Origin of the sequence: Comamonas sp. wu1-DMT, from assembly GCF_040187805.1 — a bacterium.
Classification (GTDB): domain Bacteria; phylum Pseudomonadota; class Gammaproteobacteria; order Burkholderiales; family Burkholderiaceae_C; genus Comamonas; species Comamonas thiooxydans.
In genome coordinates, this window is record NZ_JBANEM010000021.1 from 25,220 (window position 1) to 43,475 (window position 18,256).

At 58.9% G+C, this 18,256-nt stretch carries 29 protein-coding genes; 13 read left to right on the forward strand and 16 right to left on the reverse strand.

Annotated elements, in window-relative coordinates; genetic code table 11:
• Positions 1-97: 97 nt before the first annotated feature.
• The 9 genes from V8Z78_RS22630 to V8Z78_RS22670 all read right to left on the reverse strand — a co-directional run bounded on the left by V8Z78_RS22630 (position 98) and on the right by V8Z78_RS22670 (position 6,133).
• Positions 98-1,282, reverse strand: coding sequence for a site-specific integrase (locus V8Z78_RS22630; RefSeq protein ID WP_012837601.1), 1,185 nt, complete (start codon positions 1,280-1,282; stop codon positions 98-100).
• Complete coding sequence (locus tag V8Z78_RS22635) at positions 1,240-1,494, reverse strand: hypothetical protein (RefSeq protein ID WP_012837602.1); 255 nt, start codon at positions 1,492-1,494, stop codon at positions 1,240-1,242. Before V8Z78_RS22635 ends, V8Z78_RS22630 begins: the two co-directional genes overlap by 43 nt.
• Before the next feature lie 15 nt (positions 1,495-1,509).
• A complete protein-coding gene (locus V8Z78_RS22640; RefSeq protein ID WP_041743971.1) occupies positions 1,510-1,737 on the reverse strand; it encodes a hypothetical protein in 228 nt (75 codons plus the stop codon).
• A 102-nt stretch (positions 1,738-1,839) separates the two neighbouring features.
• Positions 1,840-2,100 carry a hypothetical protein gene (locus tag V8Z78_RS22645; protein WP_012837603.1) on the reverse strand — a complete coding sequence of 87 codons (261 nt, stop codon included), beginning with the start codon at positions 2,098-2,100 and terminating at the stop codon, positions 1,840-1,842.
• A complete protein-coding gene (locus tag V8Z78_RS22650) occupies positions 2,097-2,843 on the reverse strand; it encodes a hypothetical protein (protein ID WP_012837604.1) in 747 nt (248 codons plus the stop codon). Before V8Z78_RS22650 ends, V8Z78_RS22645 begins: the two co-directional genes overlap by 4 nt.
• A gap of 158 nt (positions 2,844-3,001) precedes the next feature.
• Entirely contained in the window at positions 3,002-3,316 is a 315-nt protein-coding gene (locus V8Z78_RS22655; protein WP_041743972.1) for a hypothetical protein, read from the reverse strand.
• Between the two features lie 546 nt (positions 3,317-3,862).
• A complete protein-coding gene (locus V8Z78_RS22660; protein WP_012837607.1) occupies positions 3,863-4,120 on the reverse strand; it encodes a hypothetical protein in 258 nt (85 codons plus the stop codon).
• Between the two features lie 123 nt (positions 4,121-4,243).
• A complete protein-coding gene (locus V8Z78_RS22665; protein ID WP_349732199.1) occupies positions 4,244-5,464 on the reverse strand; it encodes a diguanylate cyclase domain-containing protein in 1,221 nt (406 codons plus the stop codon).
• Between the two features lie 270 nt (positions 5,465-5,734).
• Positions 5,735-6,133: a hypothetical protein gene (locus V8Z78_RS22670; protein ID WP_341679470.1), complete on the reverse strand. Its 399-nt coding sequence runs from the start codon at positions 6,131-6,133 to the stop codon at positions 5,735-5,737.
• A 125-nt stretch (positions 6,134-6,258) separates the two neighbouring features.
• On the opposite strand from V8Z78_RS22670, the gene V8Z78_RS22675 reads away from it, so the two are divergent.
• Complete coding sequence (locus V8Z78_RS22675) at positions 6,259-6,501, forward strand: hypothetical protein (protein ID WP_123974912.1); 243 nt, start codon at positions 6,259-6,261, stop codon at positions 6,499-6,501.
• On the opposite strand, the gene V8Z78_RS22680 is transcribed toward V8Z78_RS22675, so the two are convergent.
• The 5 genes from V8Z78_RS22680 to V8Z78_RS22700 form a co-directional block, all read right to left on the reverse strand.
• Positions 6,481-7,440 (reverse strand): recombination-associated protein RdgC, encoded by a 960-nt coding sequence (locus V8Z78_RS22680; RefSeq protein ID WP_280042594.1) that lies wholly within the window; start codon positions 7,438-7,440, stop codon positions 6,481-6,483. The two genes, V8Z78_RS22675 and V8Z78_RS22680, sit on opposite strands and share 21 nt — an antisense overlap.
• A gap of 97 nt (positions 7,441-7,537) precedes the next feature.
• Positions 7,538-7,945: a BLUF domain-containing protein gene (locus tag V8Z78_RS22685; protein WP_349732200.1), complete on the reverse strand. Its 408-nt coding sequence runs from the start codon at positions 7,943-7,945 to the stop codon at positions 7,538-7,540.
• Between the two features lie 66 nt (positions 7,946-8,011).
• On the reverse strand, positions 8,012-8,209 hold the full coding sequence (locus V8Z78_RS22690; RefSeq protein WP_012837612.1) for a hypothetical protein: 198 nt from the start codon (positions 8,207-8,209) through the stop codon (positions 8,012-8,014).
• Positions 8,210-8,242: 33 nt separating this feature from the next.
• Complete coding sequence (locus V8Z78_RS22695; protein WP_167332948.1) at positions 8,243-8,380, reverse strand: hypothetical protein; 138 nt, start codon at positions 8,378-8,380, stop codon at positions 8,243-8,245.
• Positions 8,381-9,251: 871 nt separating this feature from the next.
• Positions 9,252-9,566 (reverse strand): hypothetical protein, encoded by a 315-nt coding sequence (locus V8Z78_RS22700; protein ID WP_012837613.1) that lies wholly within the window; start codon positions 9,564-9,566, stop codon positions 9,252-9,254.
• 649 nt (positions 9,567-10,215) lie between these two features.
• Between V8Z78_RS22700 and V8Z78_RS27220 the strand changes: the two genes are divergently transcribed.
• Positions 10,216-10,518 (forward strand): helix-turn-helix transcriptional regulator, encoded by a 303-nt coding sequence (locus V8Z78_RS27220; protein WP_167332978.1) that lies wholly within the window; start codon positions 10,216-10,218, stop codon positions 10,516-10,518.
• Complete coding sequence (locus V8Z78_RS22705; RefSeq protein ID WP_041743974.1) at positions 10,487-10,732, forward strand: hypothetical protein; 246 nt, start codon at positions 10,487-10,489, stop codon at positions 10,730-10,732. Before V8Z78_RS27220 ends, V8Z78_RS22705 begins: the two co-directional genes overlap by 32 nt.
• A 6-nt stretch (positions 10,733-10,738) precedes the next feature.
• Here the strand turns inward: V8Z78_RS22705 and V8Z78_RS22710 are convergent, their stop codons facing one another.
• Complete coding sequence (locus V8Z78_RS22710) at positions 10,739-11,272, reverse strand: helix-turn-helix domain-containing protein (RefSeq protein WP_167332949.1); 534 nt, start codon at positions 11,270-11,272, stop codon at positions 10,739-10,741.
• A 100-nt stretch (positions 11,273-11,372) separates the two neighbouring features.
• Here V8Z78_RS22710 and V8Z78_RS22715 point away from each other — a divergent pair, with 100 nt between their 5' ends.
• The 9 genes from V8Z78_RS22715 (at position 11,373) to V8Z78_RS22755 (ending at position 16,390) form a co-directional block, all read left to right on the forward strand.
• Entirely contained in the window at positions 11,373-11,627 is a 255-nt protein-coding gene (locus V8Z78_RS22715; protein ID WP_012837615.1) for a helix-turn-helix transcriptional regulator, read from the forward strand.
• Positions 11,620-12,063, forward strand: a complete 444-nt coding sequence (locus V8Z78_RS22720; RefSeq protein WP_349732201.1) for a hypothetical protein — start codon at positions 11,620-11,622, stop codon at positions 12,061-12,063. Before V8Z78_RS22715 ends, V8Z78_RS22720 begins: the two co-directional genes overlap by 8 nt.
• Positions 12,060-12,794 (forward strand): phage antirepressor KilAC domain-containing protein, encoded by a 735-nt coding sequence (locus V8Z78_RS22725; protein ID WP_302132022.1) that lies wholly within the window; start codon positions 12,060-12,062, stop codon positions 12,792-12,794. The genes V8Z78_RS22720 and V8Z78_RS22725 overlap by 4 nt, the downstream gene beginning before the upstream one ends.
• Entirely contained in the window at positions 12,791-13,744 is a 954-nt protein-coding gene (locus V8Z78_RS22730) for a hypothetical protein (protein WP_302132024.1), read from the forward strand. The genes V8Z78_RS22725 and V8Z78_RS22730 overlap by 4 nt, the downstream gene beginning before the upstream one ends.
• Positions 13,734-14,372 carry a hypothetical protein gene (locus V8Z78_RS22735; protein WP_349732202.1) on the forward strand — a complete coding sequence of 213 codons (639 nt, stop codon included), beginning with the start codon at positions 13,734-13,736 and terminating at the stop codon, positions 14,370-14,372. Before V8Z78_RS22730 ends, V8Z78_RS22735 begins: the two co-directional genes overlap by 11 nt.
• A 138-nt stretch (positions 14,373-14,510) precedes the next feature.
• Positions 14,511-15,071: a DUF1064 domain-containing protein gene (locus V8Z78_RS22740; protein WP_347612542.1), complete on the forward strand. Its 561-nt coding sequence runs from the start codon at positions 14,511-14,513 to the stop codon at positions 15,069-15,071.
• Positions 15,068-15,325 (forward strand): hypothetical protein, encoded by a 258-nt coding sequence (locus V8Z78_RS22745; RefSeq protein ID WP_012838668.1) that lies wholly within the window; start codon positions 15,068-15,070, stop codon positions 15,323-15,325. Before V8Z78_RS22740 ends, V8Z78_RS22745 begins: the two co-directional genes overlap by 4 nt.
• 277 nt (positions 15,326-15,602) lie before the next feature.
• The gene (locus tag V8Z78_RS22750; protein ID WP_012838667.1) at positions 15,603-16,199 is read left to right on the forward strand and encodes a DUF968 domain-containing protein; all 597 of its coding nucleotides are present in this window, start codon (positions 15,603-15,605) and stop codon (positions 16,197-16,199) included.
• Positions 16,199-16,390: an NUDIX hydrolase gene (locus tag V8Z78_RS22755; RefSeq protein WP_041744171.1), complete on the forward strand. Its 192-nt coding sequence runs from the start codon at positions 16,199-16,201 to the stop codon at positions 16,388-16,390. Before V8Z78_RS22750 ends, V8Z78_RS22755 begins: the two co-directional genes overlap by 1 nt.
• Positions 16,391-16,546: 156 nt before the next feature.
• Here the strand turns inward: V8Z78_RS22755 and V8Z78_RS22760 are convergent, their stop codons facing one another.
• Positions 16,547-17,233: a hypothetical protein gene (locus V8Z78_RS22760; protein ID WP_349732203.1), complete on the reverse strand. Its 687-nt coding sequence runs from the start codon at positions 17,231-17,233 to the stop codon at positions 16,547-16,549.
• A 48-nt stretch (positions 17,234-17,281) separates the two neighbouring features.
• Between V8Z78_RS22760 and V8Z78_RS22765 the strand changes: the two genes are divergently transcribed.
• Complete coding sequence (locus V8Z78_RS22765; protein WP_349732204.1) at positions 17,282-18,253, forward strand: hypothetical protein; 972 nt, start codon at positions 17,282-17,284, stop codon at positions 18,251-18,253.
• The last annotated feature ends 3 nt before the right edge of the window (positions 18,254-18,256 follow it).

Genomic DNA, 18,256 nt, shown 5'->3' on the forward strand with positions numbered 1-18,256 from the left:
CACACTGGAAAGCCTAGTGTGTGGCGGTTTTTCTTTGCCTTTTGGTGTCCTGTGGTGTCCACCAAATCGCACCGATTTCGCACCGAAATCGCACCGATCATTTTTCTCCCACAATGCGAAATTCAGGCTTGGGCTTCTGGTAGTCGTCCCTGATGAACTTGCCGTATGTGCGGAAAACCATCTCCACATCCTCATGCCCCAGCTGGCTGGCCACGTACCAGGGATTGGCGCCGGCCGTCAGCAGGGCCGAGGCATAGGTGTGGCGGACTTGGTACGGGTTGCGGTACTCCACCTCGGCTCGCTTGCAGACCGGCTGCCAGAGCGTCTTGCGGATCTGGGCGTCGGTGCTCCATGGCTCGCCCGTGCGAGGGTTGAGCCAGATGCGCTCGCCCTTGAGCTCGGAAATAGGGCGCTGGGCTCGCAGCGCAGCGAGTGCCTCGGCGGATAGCTCTACATCTCGGATGCCGGCGGCTGTCTTGGGCCCCTTGATCACGCCAGCGACCTGATTGAGCTCTATCCGGGCGATGGCTCGCTCCAAATCGATGTGGCTCCACTGCAACGCCTGCAGCTCGCCTGGGCGCAGTCCTGTCTCAAACCAGAACTGGAGCATGGGCCGCTCGTCAGGCCGGCATGCCTTGAGGATGGCCTCGCGCTCAGCCGCGCTGAACGGCGTCACCACGTAGTCGCTGGCCTTGGCCGTTTGCCTGATTAGCTTGGATAGGGCGATGCGCTCGAAAGGATTGAAGTCGATCAGCTCGTCATTCAGGGCGTCCTCAAATAGGCTGCGCAGTGGGGTGAGCATGTTCCGTATGGCCTTGCTGGTGCAGTCCATTTCAGACACCCAGTCACGCAGCAGGCTGGGCAGTACCTCACCCACCTTCAGCCCGTGCCAACGGCGCATGCGCTCGCCTGTGATGGCTTTGGCGTAGCCGTTGTAGGTGGACGGGGACATTTGCCCGTTCTTGACCTGGCGGGCATAGGTGTCCAGCTGCTTTTGCAGCAGCGTTTCCATGAGCGGGTTGCTTTTTGACGGGGCTGCGGCCCTTGGGCTGTCCGGGAAGTAGTCGGCATAGGAGAAGCCACCTTCGGCAATCTTGCGGCGGATTTCGTCGCGCAAAGAGGCTGCGCGCTGAATGCTGCTCTTGTTGATTGCACAGGCTGGGAGCAGCTCGCGGCACTCCTGACCCTCCCAGGTGAAGGCAATTTGCAGCCTGTCGCCTGAGACGAGATGGCGAATCTTTACGCCGGGCGGTGTTGCTTGGGCAGATGGTCTTTTATCCATTGATCGGCGGCTTTGATGTTGACGTAGAGGCGACGGTGAACGACAGCAACCTGAGCGCCTTCGCGCCAGGTGCCGGCCTTCTTGCGCTGTTTGACTGTCTCTCGTGTCACCCCGGTGAGTTCCTCAAACTTGGAAGCCAGGACCCACTCGGGTGCGCTGACGGGCCCATCATTGGCGGCTGTGTTTACCGCTTGTGTATCTGAATGTTTCATAAATCAAGGCTCAATTCAGGGTTTGTGGTGGGGCTGGACGGCGGCTCGATATGGGCGCTGGGCCTGCGGTTGTGCGTGGGCATCAAAGGCCTGGAGATAGACTTCCCAGAGCTGCAGTCCATCAGGGCAGCGCGCCTGCTTGCCGCCGGATAGCCCGGCAGCGCAGCAGGTAGGGCAGTTGAAGTGGTGGGCTATGTAGGCCTTGTCTTCTGGCAGGCCCACGGTGCTGGCGCTGGTTGCCATGAGGTCTCCAAAAATGCAAAACCCCGCATCAGCGAGGCTCAGGGTGGTTGATAGGTTCGCGCCATCTGTCGCGCTTGTCGCCTCGGTCGCGGGCTCGGCGGCTCATGCTGCACTTCCCTGCTGGGCTGCCAGCACTGTTTCAATCTCGACTCCGTGATGCATGGCGCGCAGCGTCAGAGCTCCGCCAAAGCGCTCATGCAGATCTGCGGCAATGTCCTCTTGGTAGCCCTGGCGATGAAGGGCGCACGCGGTCTTGATGTGCTCCACCAGCACCTTGTCCTTGTGCTGTAGAGCCAGGCTGTAGACGATCTGCTCGCCATTGGCTGGGCAAGCAGCCACGAATGTGTAGCGGTAGGTGTTCAAAGCAGCATTCCTTGTTCAACTTCCGGCTCTGCCGGTAATGGCGTCCAGGTCGCGGGAGCGTTCTGGGATTCGATGCGGGTACGCATGACAGCGGCACGGGCCTCTTTGGTTGGTGGGGTGTAGGTGCCGCGCCAGGCCTGGTCTATGCCGATGTTTCGGCCGATGTTTGTGCTGTCCGCGCTGGCGAACGGTAGGCGGCTGAACACCTCGGGATTGAGCATGCGCAACCCATGCAGGCGAACGCCAGGGCGGCCCTGCTCATCGCAGACCACGGCCATGGCCTGTGCAATGCGTCCCCACCATGCCGCGCTACCAACGGTGGAGAACTCTCCAGAGCTACCGATACACAGGCGGGGCCAGTCGCTGGCCATGCGTTCCAGCCGATCAAGGCTTTCATGCATGTGCCACACAGGTGCGCCAAAGAACCGGCCAAGCGGCCACTCTGTCAGCAGTGCATCGTTGTCTGCTTCGCTGCCATCGATAACGTCAGGCACCACAGCGAAGTCGCAGGCGGGCACCATCTGTGCATCGGCTGCCCATCCATAGAAGTCGCTCCAGTCTGAGACAGGCTGGCCTTGCTTCCATGCTGTGAATGCTCCGTTATCAATAGCAAACGACTGACATACAGAAATGGCAAGAGCCAGATTCCGAGACTCTGAGAAGCTCACAAAACCATGGCCCGCTTGCAATACCTGGGCTGCTGCTGTCTCTGGCGTGATGGGCAGGCCGTGGTAATGAATCACTCAGGCACCTCCCTGCTTGGCTGCCTGGGCGATTGCGGCATCTGCTCGCTGGATAGCTTCACGCATTGCAGCTGCGCGATCTTGACCATGTGTGATCTCGTATGCGCTCGGCGTTCCAGGCATTCCAGACTGGGCGCAATTTCCGTAAAAGCGCAGCGTCAGGCCCAAGTGGGCAGCAGTCCTGAATGCTTCTCCGTCCGCATCCCGCCCGTCTGCCTGCGCCTTGGGGCTGCTGGCGAGAGAGCAAGTACCGCTTTCCAGATCCTGCGCGGTGAGTCAGTCTGGATTTCGATCTGATCGCGGCGGTTCACATAAATGTCGATGCCGTCCATGAGCAGATCCATGAACTCGCGCTTCATTTCGGGCGTCAAATCCACCGGCACCAGCTTCCAGCCATCAGGCACTGCCACGGCTGCGGGCGCTGCCTGGGCAGGGGCTGCTTCGATGGCCTGCGCGCGATCTGCGCTTTCCATGCTTTGCCTGGTGGGATGGCCTTGCTCGCCATCAATAAGCTGCCCGTGAAGCCACGATTTCCCACGCGGCGCGATGTTGAGCTCTGTGGGAATGGGGGCGTGGTTAGAAGTCTTGTCTTGCATATAGGCGGCTCCCAGAATGAGAAAAGCCCGCGGCTGCGGGCTTGTTGGTCGAAAAGGGTCGCCGGCGTTACGTCGGCTGACTTCGATGGTTGCGACAATCACAGTTGGATTGACCGCATTGTTTGGAGGAGGGGTTATGGAGCGAACAATTCAGGGTCTGCAGGTGTTCTCATCGGCTTCGCTGACAGGAATCGATTCGATGTATGCGGCCAGGGTAGGGGTCTGTGCTCAGGGTGGAGAGACTCACTACTTTCAAGTCGGGGAGGCTGAGACTGAGTTACACGCTGAGCAACTCGCTGCGGAATACATCCTGCTGATGAAAGAGCTACCAGCCGATTGGTTAGCTCAGTGTCTTGAGTCTCCAAATCCCGAGTAATGCTGCTGTTGGTCTTAAGCCCGCGCCAGCGCGCTGGGGCTGGGTAGTTAGCAGGACGATCTGGGGTATAGCAATAGCTCCATCAGGTCGGCCTTGCCGGCCGCAGTCACAAGCCCAGCCGCCGCGAGTGCGCGAACAAAGCCGAACCCGTGCTGACGAGCGTTCTCCAGCTGTATCGTTGCTTCCGGCTTCTTGTCATAGGCTGCGCGCACTCTGTCAACGATGATCTTCCAATCAGCGTGAAGATTTTCTGGCAACAGTTCGTAGCGATATGCCTGTACGGGTTGTGAAGCATTGTTCGCCATGTCTGCTCCTCGGTGGCTCGGCCTATAGATTACGCTTGTTCATTCTTTGAACGCTTTCTATGGAATGAAAAAAGCGGGTGGTGGGCTGCGGAGATTACGGGTGAATCGCTCGTTGCGAGGGCTCTATGTGATTCTGCGGTAGGGCATGTGGTAGCTTTGGTTTGCAACGTGATCGAGTTCGATGGATATATCCGGATAATTGCCCCCGGATACGTGTACCCGATCTCGCCCAGCATTTTTGGCTTCGTAAAGAAGCCGGTCGGCCTCTCGCAGGGCTTGATCTAATGGTGTGGTGCTGTCGAGCGCTGAAATCCCGAAGCTCAGGGTCAACGTGTAGCCTGATGGGAGAACTTCATTGTTCAAGCGGAGGTCGCGCTGGATGCGCAGCGCAATGGCCTCGGCATCTTTCAGTGAAATCTCCGTCAACAAAAGCACAAACTCTTCCCCACCGAACCGTGCGACAAGGTCGTTCTCCCGCACGCTGTCTTTAAGCGTCGTTGAAACCAGTTGCAGAACCTCATCGCCGCGCTTGTGACCCCAGGAGTCGTTAATGCGCTTGAAGTGATCTATATCGCAGGCCAGCACCGCCATCGGATAGAGCCGCATGTCAGCGAGGCGCTGCTGGGCATATTCCTGAAAAGAGCGGCGATTCAGCAACTGGGTCAACGCATCAAAGTCTCGCTCACGTCGTAGCTTGTCTACCGTTTCCTTCGCGGCAATAGCCGTCATCACCAAGCTGAAGAGCAGCGCGAAGTTCAAGATGCTCACCAGCGTTAGGAGCCAGTAGGGCGACTTTGGCAATGACCGAAGATCCGAGTAGCCCAGCAGCCAGATCAAACCGGGCCGAGTAAAGGTATAGGTAGTGAATGCAATGCTTAGCCAGAGCAGCAATTTATCGAGCCAGTGCACAGAGCTCATCCTTGAACGGACCTGCAGGATAGGCAGCATTAGAACCAAGCCCGAGCCAACACTGAAGGAGCAGATGCGAGCCCAAGGCATCGGATTCACCCAGCTGAAGTGGTACACAACGGCTAAGGTGACAATGGAGACCTGTAGTGCAATGTGCGGATGCGTTGATACACGCCACCTGTCCGCCCAGCACTTCGCAAGACACCAGGCTCCCAGCAGATAGATGCTGCCAATCAATAGCGCATAGCGCGTGAGCACCTCCAGGGGAATTAAGGTTTGAGCAGCGAGGGGCAGTGCCGTGAGCGAATAGGCACAGGCTTGCCAAAACAGAAAGCGTTGGGATCGTTGGTTAAACCAAGCAACGATCAAGACGGCAGCAAGAACCAGAAGCGCCAGAGATGGTGTCAGTACCATCAAGTTGTAATTCGCGGACATCTGACAAGAGCCTCCCCGATCAAAGAGCAATCATTTCAACCCTGAGCGTTAAACGGCGATCTGGAATCTCGATGCTCGTGCTACCGCTATTTGTCACAAATTATTACACCCCCGCAGACTGATAGATTACTGTCAGCCGAACTCTTGTTCCGTGCACAAAAGCTGCCAAAAGTCATCAAAATCTGCCTTAGTTGCACGAATGAAAATCGTTCCAAATGTGTAGTCCTGTCTTCACGGCTGACACTGAGTGCAGGCCAGATTTTTGATAACTCAGGCGACTACCTTTTTGATCTCTATCAACTGGACTTCCAGCCATCCCACCTTGACGGCCAGTTCTTTGCATTGCTGAGCAGCCTCTTGAAGGATGTAGGGCTTGCTGCGCACAGCAGTTCGCTTGGCGGTGCGAAGCCACGCAGTTTCATCAAACGGCTCCGGCGGCTTGCCGCCTGCCTTCTGCGCCATCTGGCAGAGCCGCTCGTGAGCTTGCTTTGCCTCGTCCAGCAGACCAGGCGCGATGCCCGTGACACGCCAACCCTTGTGCACGGACACGGGATCCGCCTTGGCGGCCAGCCGGCGCAGGCGCTCGAGCTCCATTCCTTGAGCTCGCATGGCGGCCATGCGGGAATCGGTGATGGGGTCGCCGTTGTGATTCACGAAAGTCAGACTCATGGGAGCCTCCAAAGAAAAAGCCCGCTAATTGGCGTGCAGATGGCTATCAGAAAAATTCATCCTCAATGCAACAACAGATGGTTACATTTGGCGCTTAATTTTGTGTACCAAGGTACGGATTAGGTATGGCACTTGATGATCGAACGCGCAGACTGCTTGAGGAATGGGAGGTAAAGCACGGGCTGTCAGTCATCCAGAAGAGACTTGACATCGGCTTGTTTGAATATGACCGTGAAAAGCAAAAAGATTGCTATTTGTGGCTCAAGGCAAGACAAACCATGCCACGGGATCAAATTTTCGGAAAACTTGTTTCAGGAAGTGCTGCAGTGGTTGCGTTTGCCACTGCATTAATATCTGCCCGAGAGTGATGCGTTGTTGCTGGCGCTGGTAGCCAGCGAGGCGGGCAGGTCGCCCAGGCCGGTTCGGCCTTCGCCGCCTAGGGCCTCGATCAGATCGGGGATCAGGCGCGACAGCTCGCCGGTGGCAATGGCTACATCGGTGTCGAATCCGCTATCGTCCTTGCTGTTGCCGTCCATGACCGCATCCAGCAGCGCGATGTTCTTGATCTGCAGGCCTTCGGTCAGCACGAAGCTCACACGGTCGTCCCAGGTCATTGCCAGCTTGGTGGGCAGCTTGCCGTGCTCGATGTGCTGACGGACTTCATCAATATCCAGAGGGTGGCGGGCGTAGCGCACCACGGCCTTGGATTCGTCCGCGGCTTTCAGCTCCGTTTCGCGGTCGGCGGTGAAGCCGGCGGGCGGTTCCTGGGTCATCAGCCAATGCGCCATGGCGGCTTGTGGGCTGGTCTGGGTGTCCAGCAGAGCCAGGGCGAAGCCGGGCAGGCCTTCGACCAGAAGCGTGACCACCTCGTCGGCGCGGCTCTGGGCGCTGGTATCGAGCACCAGCGTGCGCGCCTGCGGGTCGATCCAGACCCACATGCTGCCCTGCTTGGTGAAGGCCATGGGCAGCAGGTCCAGCTTGGCCTCGTCCTTGAGGTCGCGCTTTTCCTTCTTGCCAGGCTTGCGGCCCTCGGTCTTTTCGATGTGCTCGGCCTTCTCGTTGACCTTGCGATTGAGCACGCTGGCCGGCAGCACCTTCGCCTCGGTCATGAAGCGCATCACCCACTGTCCGGCCACGGATTCGACCAGCGAGCCGTGCTGCTCGCCACGCGGCGGCACCCAGCCCACGGAGCGCTCTTGTGTGGCGCCGCACTCCTCAAAGACTGTCTTTTGCAGGGCATCCTCCAGCGCCTGCAGATCGCTTTGCCAGCTCTTGGCAATGCGGTAAATGATCATGTTCTTGAACATCTGGGCTCCAGAAATAGAAAAAGCCCGCGGGAGCGGGCTATTGAGGGATTCAGATTTTTACTGCTCTCAGACAGTAAATGGCTAGGAGGTTGTTCCGCTATGCGGCGTCCAACTGAGGCAGTATTTTCTGCAGGCTGCTTAACGCTGCTTCGCCTTGATCGGTCAATATACTTGCGAGAGGCTCTGCATCATCATTCGCGAAATATGCCATTGTCCATTTCGGGAAGAGGCGCTGTGTGATGCCTTGGGCTTGATAAAGTGGAGTGAAGTTGATGTGCCTGGTGTCCAAAGCGATTTTGTTCGCAAGCGCAATCACGTGTTCCTGCGGGCCTTCGATGTATTGAACGAAGCGTTGGCCGTCAAATATCAGGACGCCCGTTATTTCGTGTGATTGGTTAAAAACGCGGGAGAATTTGGCGATCTCGGCAACGCAACCAATATCGGCGTCCGGGGCAATTTCGCTGTGATAAAGAAAACTCCCGAGCTCTGTCACGGCTTCCTCCATCTCTTATTGGGTTCAGTATAGGTTCAGATTGTTACTTGCTGGTTAGTGTTAAGCCCCATAGGTGACTCACGGCAATTCTTTGAGGCACTGCACCGTCTTGTCATCTAGCCATTCGGCATGCATTCCCGGGCAAGCGAACTCGTCGCGCAGCCTTTGGGTGATGGTCTGGGGCTCATCGGCTTGGGCATCAGGCGCGGACAGCCAGGCTGCGAGAAGCAGGGCGCCAACGATGACCAGCAGGGAGTCAACAATCGTCTTCAGCATGAGGATCTCCTGTTAGCTATCTGAGTTCAATGTTCAAAGGGGCCAGGCTTCTGGCGTGAGGGCCATGACCACGGCCGCGCCGACCAGGCAGAAGAGGCCGAAGCCGGTGAGCGTCCATTGCGCGGCGAGCAGCAGCTTTGTCGATGGGGTGGTGGTTGGGGTCGAATGCATGGAATCTCCTGAGGGCAAAGAAAAAGCCCGCGAGCGCTTGCTGCGGGCTTGAATAAAGAGCCGGTGACCTTTTCGGGTCCTGCCTGGGGAGAGGTCAGTAAGGGAGGGAGGAGGGATCCCAGGCCCGGCATAACAGGTAGATGGGGTCGAATTCTGCTTGATGCTTTTCGGGCAATCAATAGGAGCTCGTCTTACACCAAACGGGGTAGCTCCCGGTTTGCTCATGAGGCTGTGGCAGTGCGACTTTAGGCACCTGATTTGTGCGATGAGCTACCTTGAACTGCTTACGGCAAAAGAAAAAGCCCGCAAGCAGTTGCTGCGGGCACGAATAAAAAGCCGGTGACCTATTTGGTCATGCCTGGGCAAGTTGAGGAAGTGAAAGGAGTCTGTGACCCCAGGCCCGGCAAAACAGGTACGTGCTGCAAATTTTGCCCAAAGAGAGTCACGGAATCAATATGTACGTGGGCTCACAAACCATCTGGCGTGACCACTGTCGTCACGACGCGGAGGCGCCGAGTTCCTAATTGACGGTAGCTCAGGCGAATTCCTGTGCTGCCGTACCTGCTCGAGCAGTCACGCCAGATAGCCCCCGCTACTTTCCCGGGGTGTTCATGATGGGCACCTAAGACTGGTGCAATTACCCTCTTGCAGTATTCCAGCCGGGCCATGCAGGCCTGGTTTGTAAGAACCGGGGAGCCGACCCCCGGCACCATCACAGATGCAGCCGGAAATGCAGCCTTGCTTGTATTCCGCTGCTTTTCCCCGCTCACCGACCGCATGTGTGATGGCCCCGCTATAGCCCTGCGGGGAAAGGCACATGCATGCCGCATGCTGGCGAATCGCTCACATTTCAGTCTCCAATTGACCTTGCTCAGATGGCCAAGCGGCGTTCAATCTCCTGCAGGTCAAAGCTGGCCGAACGTAGAAAATGGGTCAGGTTGTCGATTTGTGACACCATCGGCGCTGTCGTTGGTTGTGATTCCTCGCCTTGAGCGCCAGCAGGGGTTGGGGCGCATGGGGTGAGGACGGGCTCCAAACGAAAGTGGACGCGATCCAAAACATCACGCAGTGCTACGACCTGCTTTTCCAAGCGATCCAACGATTCAGCAACTGGCTGGGCTACCGGCGCTGCGGACAATTTCTGTCCAGCTGCCATCTGCTGGTTTACGGAAGTAAGGTGGTTCATGGGCTTCTCGGTGGTTGGTGGTCAAACCGCAGCGCCCTGGTTCAAGACGCTCTGGTTTCCCTCCTGGTGACGCTCAGGAGGACGCGCCGATTGCTCGGTGGGCTTTTCTGTTCTTGGCATCCCTGAATACCTCAACAGGTTTCTGTTCTTGGCATCCCGTTTGCCTCACCCCGTACCGTCCCAGGGGCTGGACTCTCAGCGTCGGCACCTTCTTCTGCTGGTGCCACATCTCGTTCGCGTTGCCTGATCCCGTCCGGGGGCAGAGCGCTACTAGCCTTGTGTGAGCGATCCGTTCACCCCCGTGCACTTATGTGTCTCTTGGAAGTGCGGCCGATCTCGCCGCTTTCCCGTTTGGTAACCCGGCCGGCCCGGAAGAACGGAGCACCTTGTTTTGTGGTGCGCGGCATCAAATTGCTGCCGTTGGATAAATTATTAGTCGGAATCATAAAAAAGACAACAGTCGGACTAATTAAATGCGGCAAATTTTTTTGTATTTCAAACAAGTTGTTGTTTACAAACGGCTTTTGCTGGACGCAACTCAGGGTTGCGCAACTGTGAGTTGCGCAATGCAAAGTTGCAGTTGCAGCGCCCAAAACACTGTGCAATACTGTATAAAAAACCAGTGACGCTAATGAACACCGACCCAAACATGCTGCTCGGAAGTCGCCTTAAGAGGGCGCGCGTTTCGGCCAAGCTATCTCAGGATTTCACAGCTCATGCCCTGGGTGTGACTCGTCAGGCCGTGTCGAAATGGGAGACGGGGGCGAGTTGCCCCACGGCGCGGCAGCTGGGGGAGTTGGCAACGATGTATTGCACATGCGCGCACTCGTTGCTGTTTGGAGAGCCGTTCAAACAAGTGACGGTTCAGGACTTGATGAGGGGCCAATGCAGGCCCGTGCGATCACAACAGGAGAGAGTGAATGGACGCGAAAGAGTTGCTAGATCAGATTGAGGCATACAAGGGAAAGCACCCCCGTGTGCGCTATGTGCCGGAGGCGTATGCCGCGATGGTGGCGAAGCTGGCAGACCAGCTGACTGCCGAACAGCTGGCGGATATGGTTGCCCTGGGCGCGCTGATCAAGAGTCGCTGCAGCGTCTTGGTCCCCATCTACAAGTTCGACGAGATTCCCGATCACATCCTCGGACGGGGCCGTGCCGTTACCTGATGCGCCTCAGTGCTCTGCGCTCTCGGTCTTCTTGCGGCTGGCCTTTGGCGCAGGAGCCAGCTTTTGCTTAGGAGCTGGCACGCCAGGGTAGGGGTTAGCCGCAGACCTCGCAGGCATAACTGAGTTATGCAGCTGGTTCGTCAAGCTGATTACTTCATCCTTGGCCTGGTCGTGCAACTCACGGAACATCAGAACCAACTGCATTTCCAGTTTTGACAGTTCTGTGATGTCCATGCCGCCGGGTCGGCCGGCTTCTTGGCCGGGCTGCAATACAGCCTCACCAATTTCACTCGCAGCTGCAGCGATGGTTGCGCTGAAATCGCTGATCTGGCATCCGAGTGCTTTGCTGAATTTCGCAGCTGCAGCTGGATTCAGTGGGATCTTGCCGTTTAGATATTGGCTGACGGCGCTCTGTCCGAAACCCACTTGGTCGCTAAATGTGTCCTGGCTGGATTGCAGCCCTTGAGCTCGCCTGTCAGCTTTCCAACGCTGGAACAGTTGCTTCAGGCGCGCTGCGTCTGCTTTCTGCTCTGGAGTCAATGGGAGTGCTGGCATAAGCGGCTTAGGGTATTAGTGGGGCTCATTAATTCAAAACAGTCCGACTGTTGATTTAGTTATCAGTCGGACTCATAATTGAGGTATGCACAACCTCAAATCGATCCGGGAGCGCTTGGGATTGACCCAGCAAGCGCTGGCCGATGGCCTTGGATGCACCCAAGGCAACATCGGGCACTACGAAAAAGGGCAGACCGTCTCTCCAGAAGTCGCCCGCCGGCTGATTTCTCTCGCTGCCAGCCACGGCCTGGAACTCACGTTCGATCACATCTACTCAGACAAGCCACTGCCTGAGCTCTCTCAGCCACCCACCCCAGAAAAGGAGGTGGGCAATGACTGACACCACCAAATACATCACGCAACTCGCTCACCTGACCAAGGCGCAGAAAGCCGCTCTTGGCGCCGTGCTCAATGCGCTGCAGGGGCTTCCCCCGGACGATGCCCAGGAGGTGCTGGATCACGCGACTGCTCATCTGGCGGGGGACGAGCACACGCCAATGTTTGCCCGCGGCATTGCTGCTCCTCTGGGCAAGCTCGATCACGAACTGAAGACGAAGGTCGATGAGGTGACCTTTCATCGTTTCCGTAGGAGCTGCGCTTTGTTGGAGCTGGACACCTCGGCGCGCATCCGCGATGCAATCTATGTGCTGGAGTGGAAAAAGCCGTACCGACAGATGGTGGCGGAGAAGATGCTTCATGAAGATGAGCATAGCCAAGGGTTGCTGGCGCTGGTAGGCCACGTTCAGGCCCCCGAATTCGGAGGGCGTGGCCGATGAGTCTGAATTCGCAACTTTCACCGGTGGCCGTGCCGCTGACCATGAGCAGCCGCGACATTGCGGAGCTGACCGGCAAGGATCACTTTCATGTGATGCGCGACCTGCGCGCTATGCATGGACAGCTGGGGACTATGTTCGGTGGGTCTATCCATCCTTGGATACACCCCCAGAACGGCCAGACCTACGACGAGTACCTGCTGGACAAGGACACCAGCCTGACCCTGCTGCTGGGCTACGACCCGGTGGCACGCATGAAGGTGGTCAAGCGCTGGCAGGAGCTGGAGGCCCAGCAGCCAGCGCCAGCACAGTTGACGCGCATGGACATTCTCAAGTTGGCCATGGCATCAGAGCAGGCCCGCATCGAGGCCGAGGCGCAGCTGGCGCTGGCTGGTCCAAAGGTGGAGTTTGTCGACCGCTACGTGCAGCCAGGCACTGGCAGCATGGGTGTGCGTGAGGTGTGCAAAGTCCTTGGCGCCAAGCTGAACGACTTCACCGACTTCTTGCTGAAGCGCGGGCTGATGTACCGCACCACGCCACAGGGCCCGCTCACGCCGCGCGCAGAGCACATGCACAACGGCCGCTTTGAGGCCAAGACGGGCACAGCAGAGCACGGCGAGACTTCGCACGCCTTCGTTCACTACAAGTTCACCCCCAAGGGAGTGGAGTGGATTGCAGGCCTGTGGGGCAAGCACAAGGCGAGGCTTGTGCAGGAAGCTGGGGTGCAGGCATGAGCACCATCAGCGCTTATCTGGATCGGCCAGTAGCCTTTCAGCGCGTTTTCGTGAATCTGGGCGCGGGCATCACCGGTGCCTTGATGCTGTCGCAGGCCATCTACTGGGCCCGTCGCACCGAAGAGGAAGGCTGGTTCTACAAGACCATCACGGAGTGGACCGAAGAAACCGGGCTGTCTCGCACTGAGCAAGAGAATGCCCGCGCCAAGCTGCAGAAGCTCGGTGTCCTGGAGATTGACCGTCGCGGCATCCCAGCCAAGCTGTATTTCCGCGTGGACTTCGACGCTCTGCAGGTGGCATTGGAATCCACCCCCCCTGAAAACAAGATTGCAGGAAACCTGCAAACTGGATTGCAGGGAACTGGCAAACAAGATGCGAGCAAACCTGCAAGCAAGTCGCCGGGGAAGTCGCAAACTAATATAGGAAAGACTACCAAGAAGACTACAGCAGAGACTACTCCAGAGAATTCTTCGTCCGGGGCTGTCGCACCAGCCGCCCCGATGCAGGTGGCTGCACCCAACGGCACGGTTTATGAGATTCCTGGAGAGCTGCGCTACCCCGGACCGGAGGCCAAGAGCCACAAGACCTGGATTGCCTACGCGATTGCCTATCAGCAGCGCTACGGCACTTGGCCGCTGTGGAACAAGACGGTGGCGGGCAAGCTCACCCAGTTCATTGACCGCGTTGGCGTAGAGCTGGCTCCGCGCGTAGCAGTGCACTACGTGCGCAGGGTGCAAGAAGAGTTCATCGTCAAGCAGATGCATTCCGTTGGGATGCTGGTTCAAAGCTCCGAGAAGTGGGCAACCCAGTTCCAGACTGGTGCCAGCATGACCAGCACCCGTGCCAAGCAGGCTGACCAGCTCGAGGCAAATGCCAGTGTGGTGGATGAGGCCATGGCCATCATTCGCGCTCAGCGTGCTGCGCAGCAAGGGGGCTCAGATGCTGAATGATGCAGAACTGGCCCGCTTGTGCTCGCAGCTGGCGCTGACCTCCGAGGCGATGGGGCACGCGCTGCCTCCCGCGGCCGCCGCCATGATGGCCGATGACCTGAGCATTTACCCGCTTCCTGCTCTTGAGCGCGCCCTGAAGCGCGTTCGTGCCCAGCACACGGGCAAGCTCACCCTGAAGGCGGTCCTGGACCAGCTGGAGACACTGGCAGGCCGCCTGGCTCCAAGCGAGGCCTGGGCGCTGGCGCTGAAATCCGCCGACGAGGCGGCCACGGTGGTCTGGAGCGATGAGATTCAGCGTGCCTTTGACCAAGCTCGAGGGATGCTCGCAGCAGGCGACAAGGTGGGGGCACGCATGGCCTTCATTGCTGCTTACGAGCGCATCACCACCACGGCCCGCGAGCAGCGCCAGCTGCCTGTGATTCAAGTCTCTATCGGCTGGGACGGAGCCCAGCGCCAGGAGGCCCTGACCCAAGCTGTCAGCGCAGGCCTGTTGCCGCCTGCCGTGGCTGCAGAGCACCTGGACCGCTTGTCTCTTCCGGCGCCGGTGTTCAACCCGATGGCATTGCTTGAGGGGAAGCCCAGCACCACTGTCGCTGCCCCCCCCCGAGTTGCGCGCTCGCCTGGATGACCTGCGCGACCAACTTGCCCGCAAGTCAGGCCGCTTCACGAAAGCTCAGGTGCAGGCGCGTGCAGACCGCATTCGGTTGCTCAAGGAAAAGCGCAAGACCGCCGCCGCAGTGTTGGCCTACCAGCAGGGAGGGGTGGCATGAGTGAAAAGCGATTTACCAAAGCACTACCTCGCAGCAAGGGACCATCTGGTGCGACTGGCAATGACGCCGGGATGGTGGCACTACTCAAGGCACAGGGCTACGGAGTTGGAAGAGGAATCCGTGACACATGGTCACGGGCTGTGGCCGGGAATGCGGGAAGCGGTGCGGGCCGAGCTCAAGCGCCTGGGGTTCAAGCCGCGGCCAAGCGATCTGGACCTGGTGGAGCCAAGTACGGCAACAAGAAGACCGTCACCCCCGATGGGGTGAAGTTCGACAGCCGCGCCGAGGCGCGCCGCTGGGGGCATCTGTGCATGCAGCTGCGCGCTGGAGAAATCAGCGACCTGCGCCGCCAGGTGCCCTATGAGCTGGTGCCCGCCGTGAAGTACTCCGACGCGAGCCGCGTTAAGCAGGCCATTCGCTACGTGGCCGATTTTGTCTATGTGGAAAAGGGCGTGGAGGTGATCGAGGACGTGAAGGGCATGCTGACTCCCGAATTCAAGCTCAAGCGCCACCTGATGAAGGCCCTGCTGGGCCTGGAAGTGAGGTTGGTCAAATGATCAAGCCACTGGACCCCGCATTTTTTGGGAAGGTCGTGCCGCTGGCTGGCGAACGCAAGCCCCCCAGCGCCTCACGCATCACGCGGCTGGTGTGGCCGGAATATGAGCGCCTGGCGGACGGGCGCTACCTCATTGAGCGGTGGATGGAGAACCGCTGCTGCAACCGAGTGCAGGCGGGCGCTCGCACCGTCTACGTGTTTAACGACTACGGCTTTCTGGTGCCTGTAGAGGACTGGGGGCGTGCATGGTATTGAACGACTACCAGCAGGCCTTGAAGCGTGCTCAAGAAGATCGAAACTATCTGAGGTCGGTTATCTCGATTGTTGGTCGTGGATCTATGACAGGCCGCGCTTGCTCTGACTGGTTCGCACATTCATTGTTGAATGACGAACCTATCTCGGAGCAAGTATGGAAGCTGCTTGTTCCTCAACTCATTCGACTACGACGATTGAAGCGGTGTGATAGCGCATTGGTTCGTGGCGCGGTAGAGCGACTGCTTGCAGCGCGTGCTGCGACCCAGGGGGACACATCATGCTGATGCGCCGTAAACCCCTCAATCCCGGCAAGGGCTTCAAGTCTCGCAGCTCCTGGGCTGGCGCTGGGCTCCGTGACGAGCAGGACGAGGGCCACTACTGCGAGCCCGGCCAGGCTGCCAGTCGTGAGCAGCGCCTTGCCGAGCGCGCCGCCCGTCAAATCGAGAGCGCCCTTGCTACGGCCAGCATGGTGCCTGAGAACGTCACCATGACCCCTGGTGCTGGCACGACGGGCATCGTGGTTCCGAAAGAGCACGCCATCGAAAGCGAACCATACCGCCGTCTGGTGGCCGAGCTGCCTTGCTTTTGGTGCGGCATCAGCGGCTATAGCCAGCATGCCCACCTGAATTACGGCAAGGGGCTGGGCCTGAAGACCGATGACCGCACCGGCTTCCCGCTCTGCTGCAGCCGTCCGGGCATAGAGGGCTGCCATGTGGCCTATGACAACTACCGGCTGCTGGAAACCGGCGGCCGCGAGGCCCACCGCGAGTACGGCATCGAAGCCGGCCGCTTCACCCGCGAGCAAATCCTGAAAGCTGGGCTCTGGCCCAAGAAGCTGCCGCTGTGGCAGGGATCCCCAAGAAATACAAACTGATGGCCAGCTCTCCCCATATTTATAAGCGCTTCATTCTCCCGTCCGGAAAGGTTGTGGAGGTTCGCCGGATCGAGCAGGGGGCCAACCCCGAGGCCGTTGTCCGTGAGGTGAATGAGAACGATCAACTGGCGCCGCGTGAGGACACACTAACGCTGCGCTTTCTCCTGACCCATTGCAAAAAGGCGCTCTGATGAATCAACCCCAATCCAATACCCCATGGCCAGACGGAACCCCTCGCAGCCGGGGCAATGCATTTGATGTGTTGTATCGCTCGCGGCATGCTCCGGAGAGTCAGGAGTCAGACACCCGCCGCAAGGCCGGAGCCAAGCACGGCAGGGCGCTTCCGTTCAGCTTGCCCGGCACTCGTGCCCGTACACGCTGACCAATTCCATACCCCCTTGAAATCGCCTCGGCACTGTCGTTTCATAGCGCGCGCCGAGGCCGTTTGTGTGCGCCTGCGGTATGGCAGGGGAACACATGGCAAGCCCAATCATTGCATTCCTGGCGGGGGCGGTACCGGCTATCTCAAGCAGCGTGACGTAGAAGACCAGCGCAAGCGGGACGATGAAGACCAGCAGTTCAAGAGGGATCAGCGCGAGGTCTGGCGCAAGCAGCAAGCCGAGGCTGATTCGCTGAATCAGTCTCTCAAGCAGGCCCAGGCTCCCGCTGAAGTCGTGGAAGGCACTTTGGGCGATCAGAGCGCAGGCCCTCCGGTACCGATGGCATTGAGCCAAGGCAGCAGCGGTCAGCCAGCGCCGCAAACCTTCCGCATGGTTGCGCCAGGGGTCAACAAATCTTTCTCCACCGCAGCGGAAGCCCAGCAAGCCGTGGCGGATTACGCCAAGCCAGAGGCGATGAATCAGCGTGTGGTGGCGGCATATCGTGGCGCCGGCCTGGTCGACAAGGCCCTTGAAGTAGAGCGCAACGTCAAGCAAGGTCAGTTTGCAGACCTGCAGTTCAATGAGGCCCAGAGGGCTGCAGTTGCCAAAGATGCCGACAGCAAGCTGCGTGCCGCGCTGGGTGGTGGAGCCCAAGGCCTGAGTTCATTTGCCAGCGAATCCGGCCTGTTCGGCGGTGCGAAGGTGGGCTTCGATACAGGCAAGGACGGCAGGGTGCAGTTCTATACGCTGGGCGCCGATGGCGCGAAGTCGCTGCTAGGCCAGCCGGTGGATAACACTCAGGAGGCACTGACTGCCCTGGTGTCTCCCCACTGGAAGAGTCTCGACACATCGCATTACCTGGACATGCTTCATCGCAATGCCCAGGCGCAGCGCGCGCAGGCGAACGACGACCGCAATTACGCGCTGAATGAGCGCAGGCTGAATGCGGACATCAGCCATCGGAGTCAGCAACTGGCTATTGCCGCCGGCAAAGCATCTGGCAAAGCTGCCGGAGCAGCTCCGGAGATCGATCTTCTCTATGGATTTGATCCTAAGCAGGCCATGGGAGAGGCGTACAACCGCGCTGCCAAAGCTGCTGATGCTGCTGCTGCCGAAGGAAAGCCAATGACCCAGCAGCAGGTTGCCCAGTATGCCCAGAATGATTTTGAAGCAATGCGCCGGGCAGCAGTCAATGGCAATCAGCAGCGCTTGGCTGCATCTGCTGTTTCAAGCGCGTTGAACTCAGTCAAGGACGATCCTGCAGCGTATGCGGACACATACAAGCAGGTCATCGCCAAGGGGATAACCGCGCAACAACTGGAGCGCATGGGCTTCGCTTCCCCGGAGAAGGTGGCAGAAAAGTCCTCCGCAAAGCCAGTCGCTGCCACGCCGATTGGGATGCAAGCGCCGGCAGGCCAGGCGAAGACAGCAGGCACCTTGTCGATCGCAGAACAGGAGGCGGCAAGTCGTGCGAACTATCAGCAGTTTCTGCGCGACTCCGGTTCGCAGTCGGTAGCGGCCCGCCAGGCGGAGCTGAGCGAGAAAAAGCGCCGTGAGCGCCAGGAAAAGGAAGCGCGAGACGCCGAACGCGAAGCCGAACGCGCCGCTCAGAGGCGACAGATCGGAGCCGGGGCAGAAGCCCTCAAACGCGGCACGGCCGCTCGTGACCATTAAAGG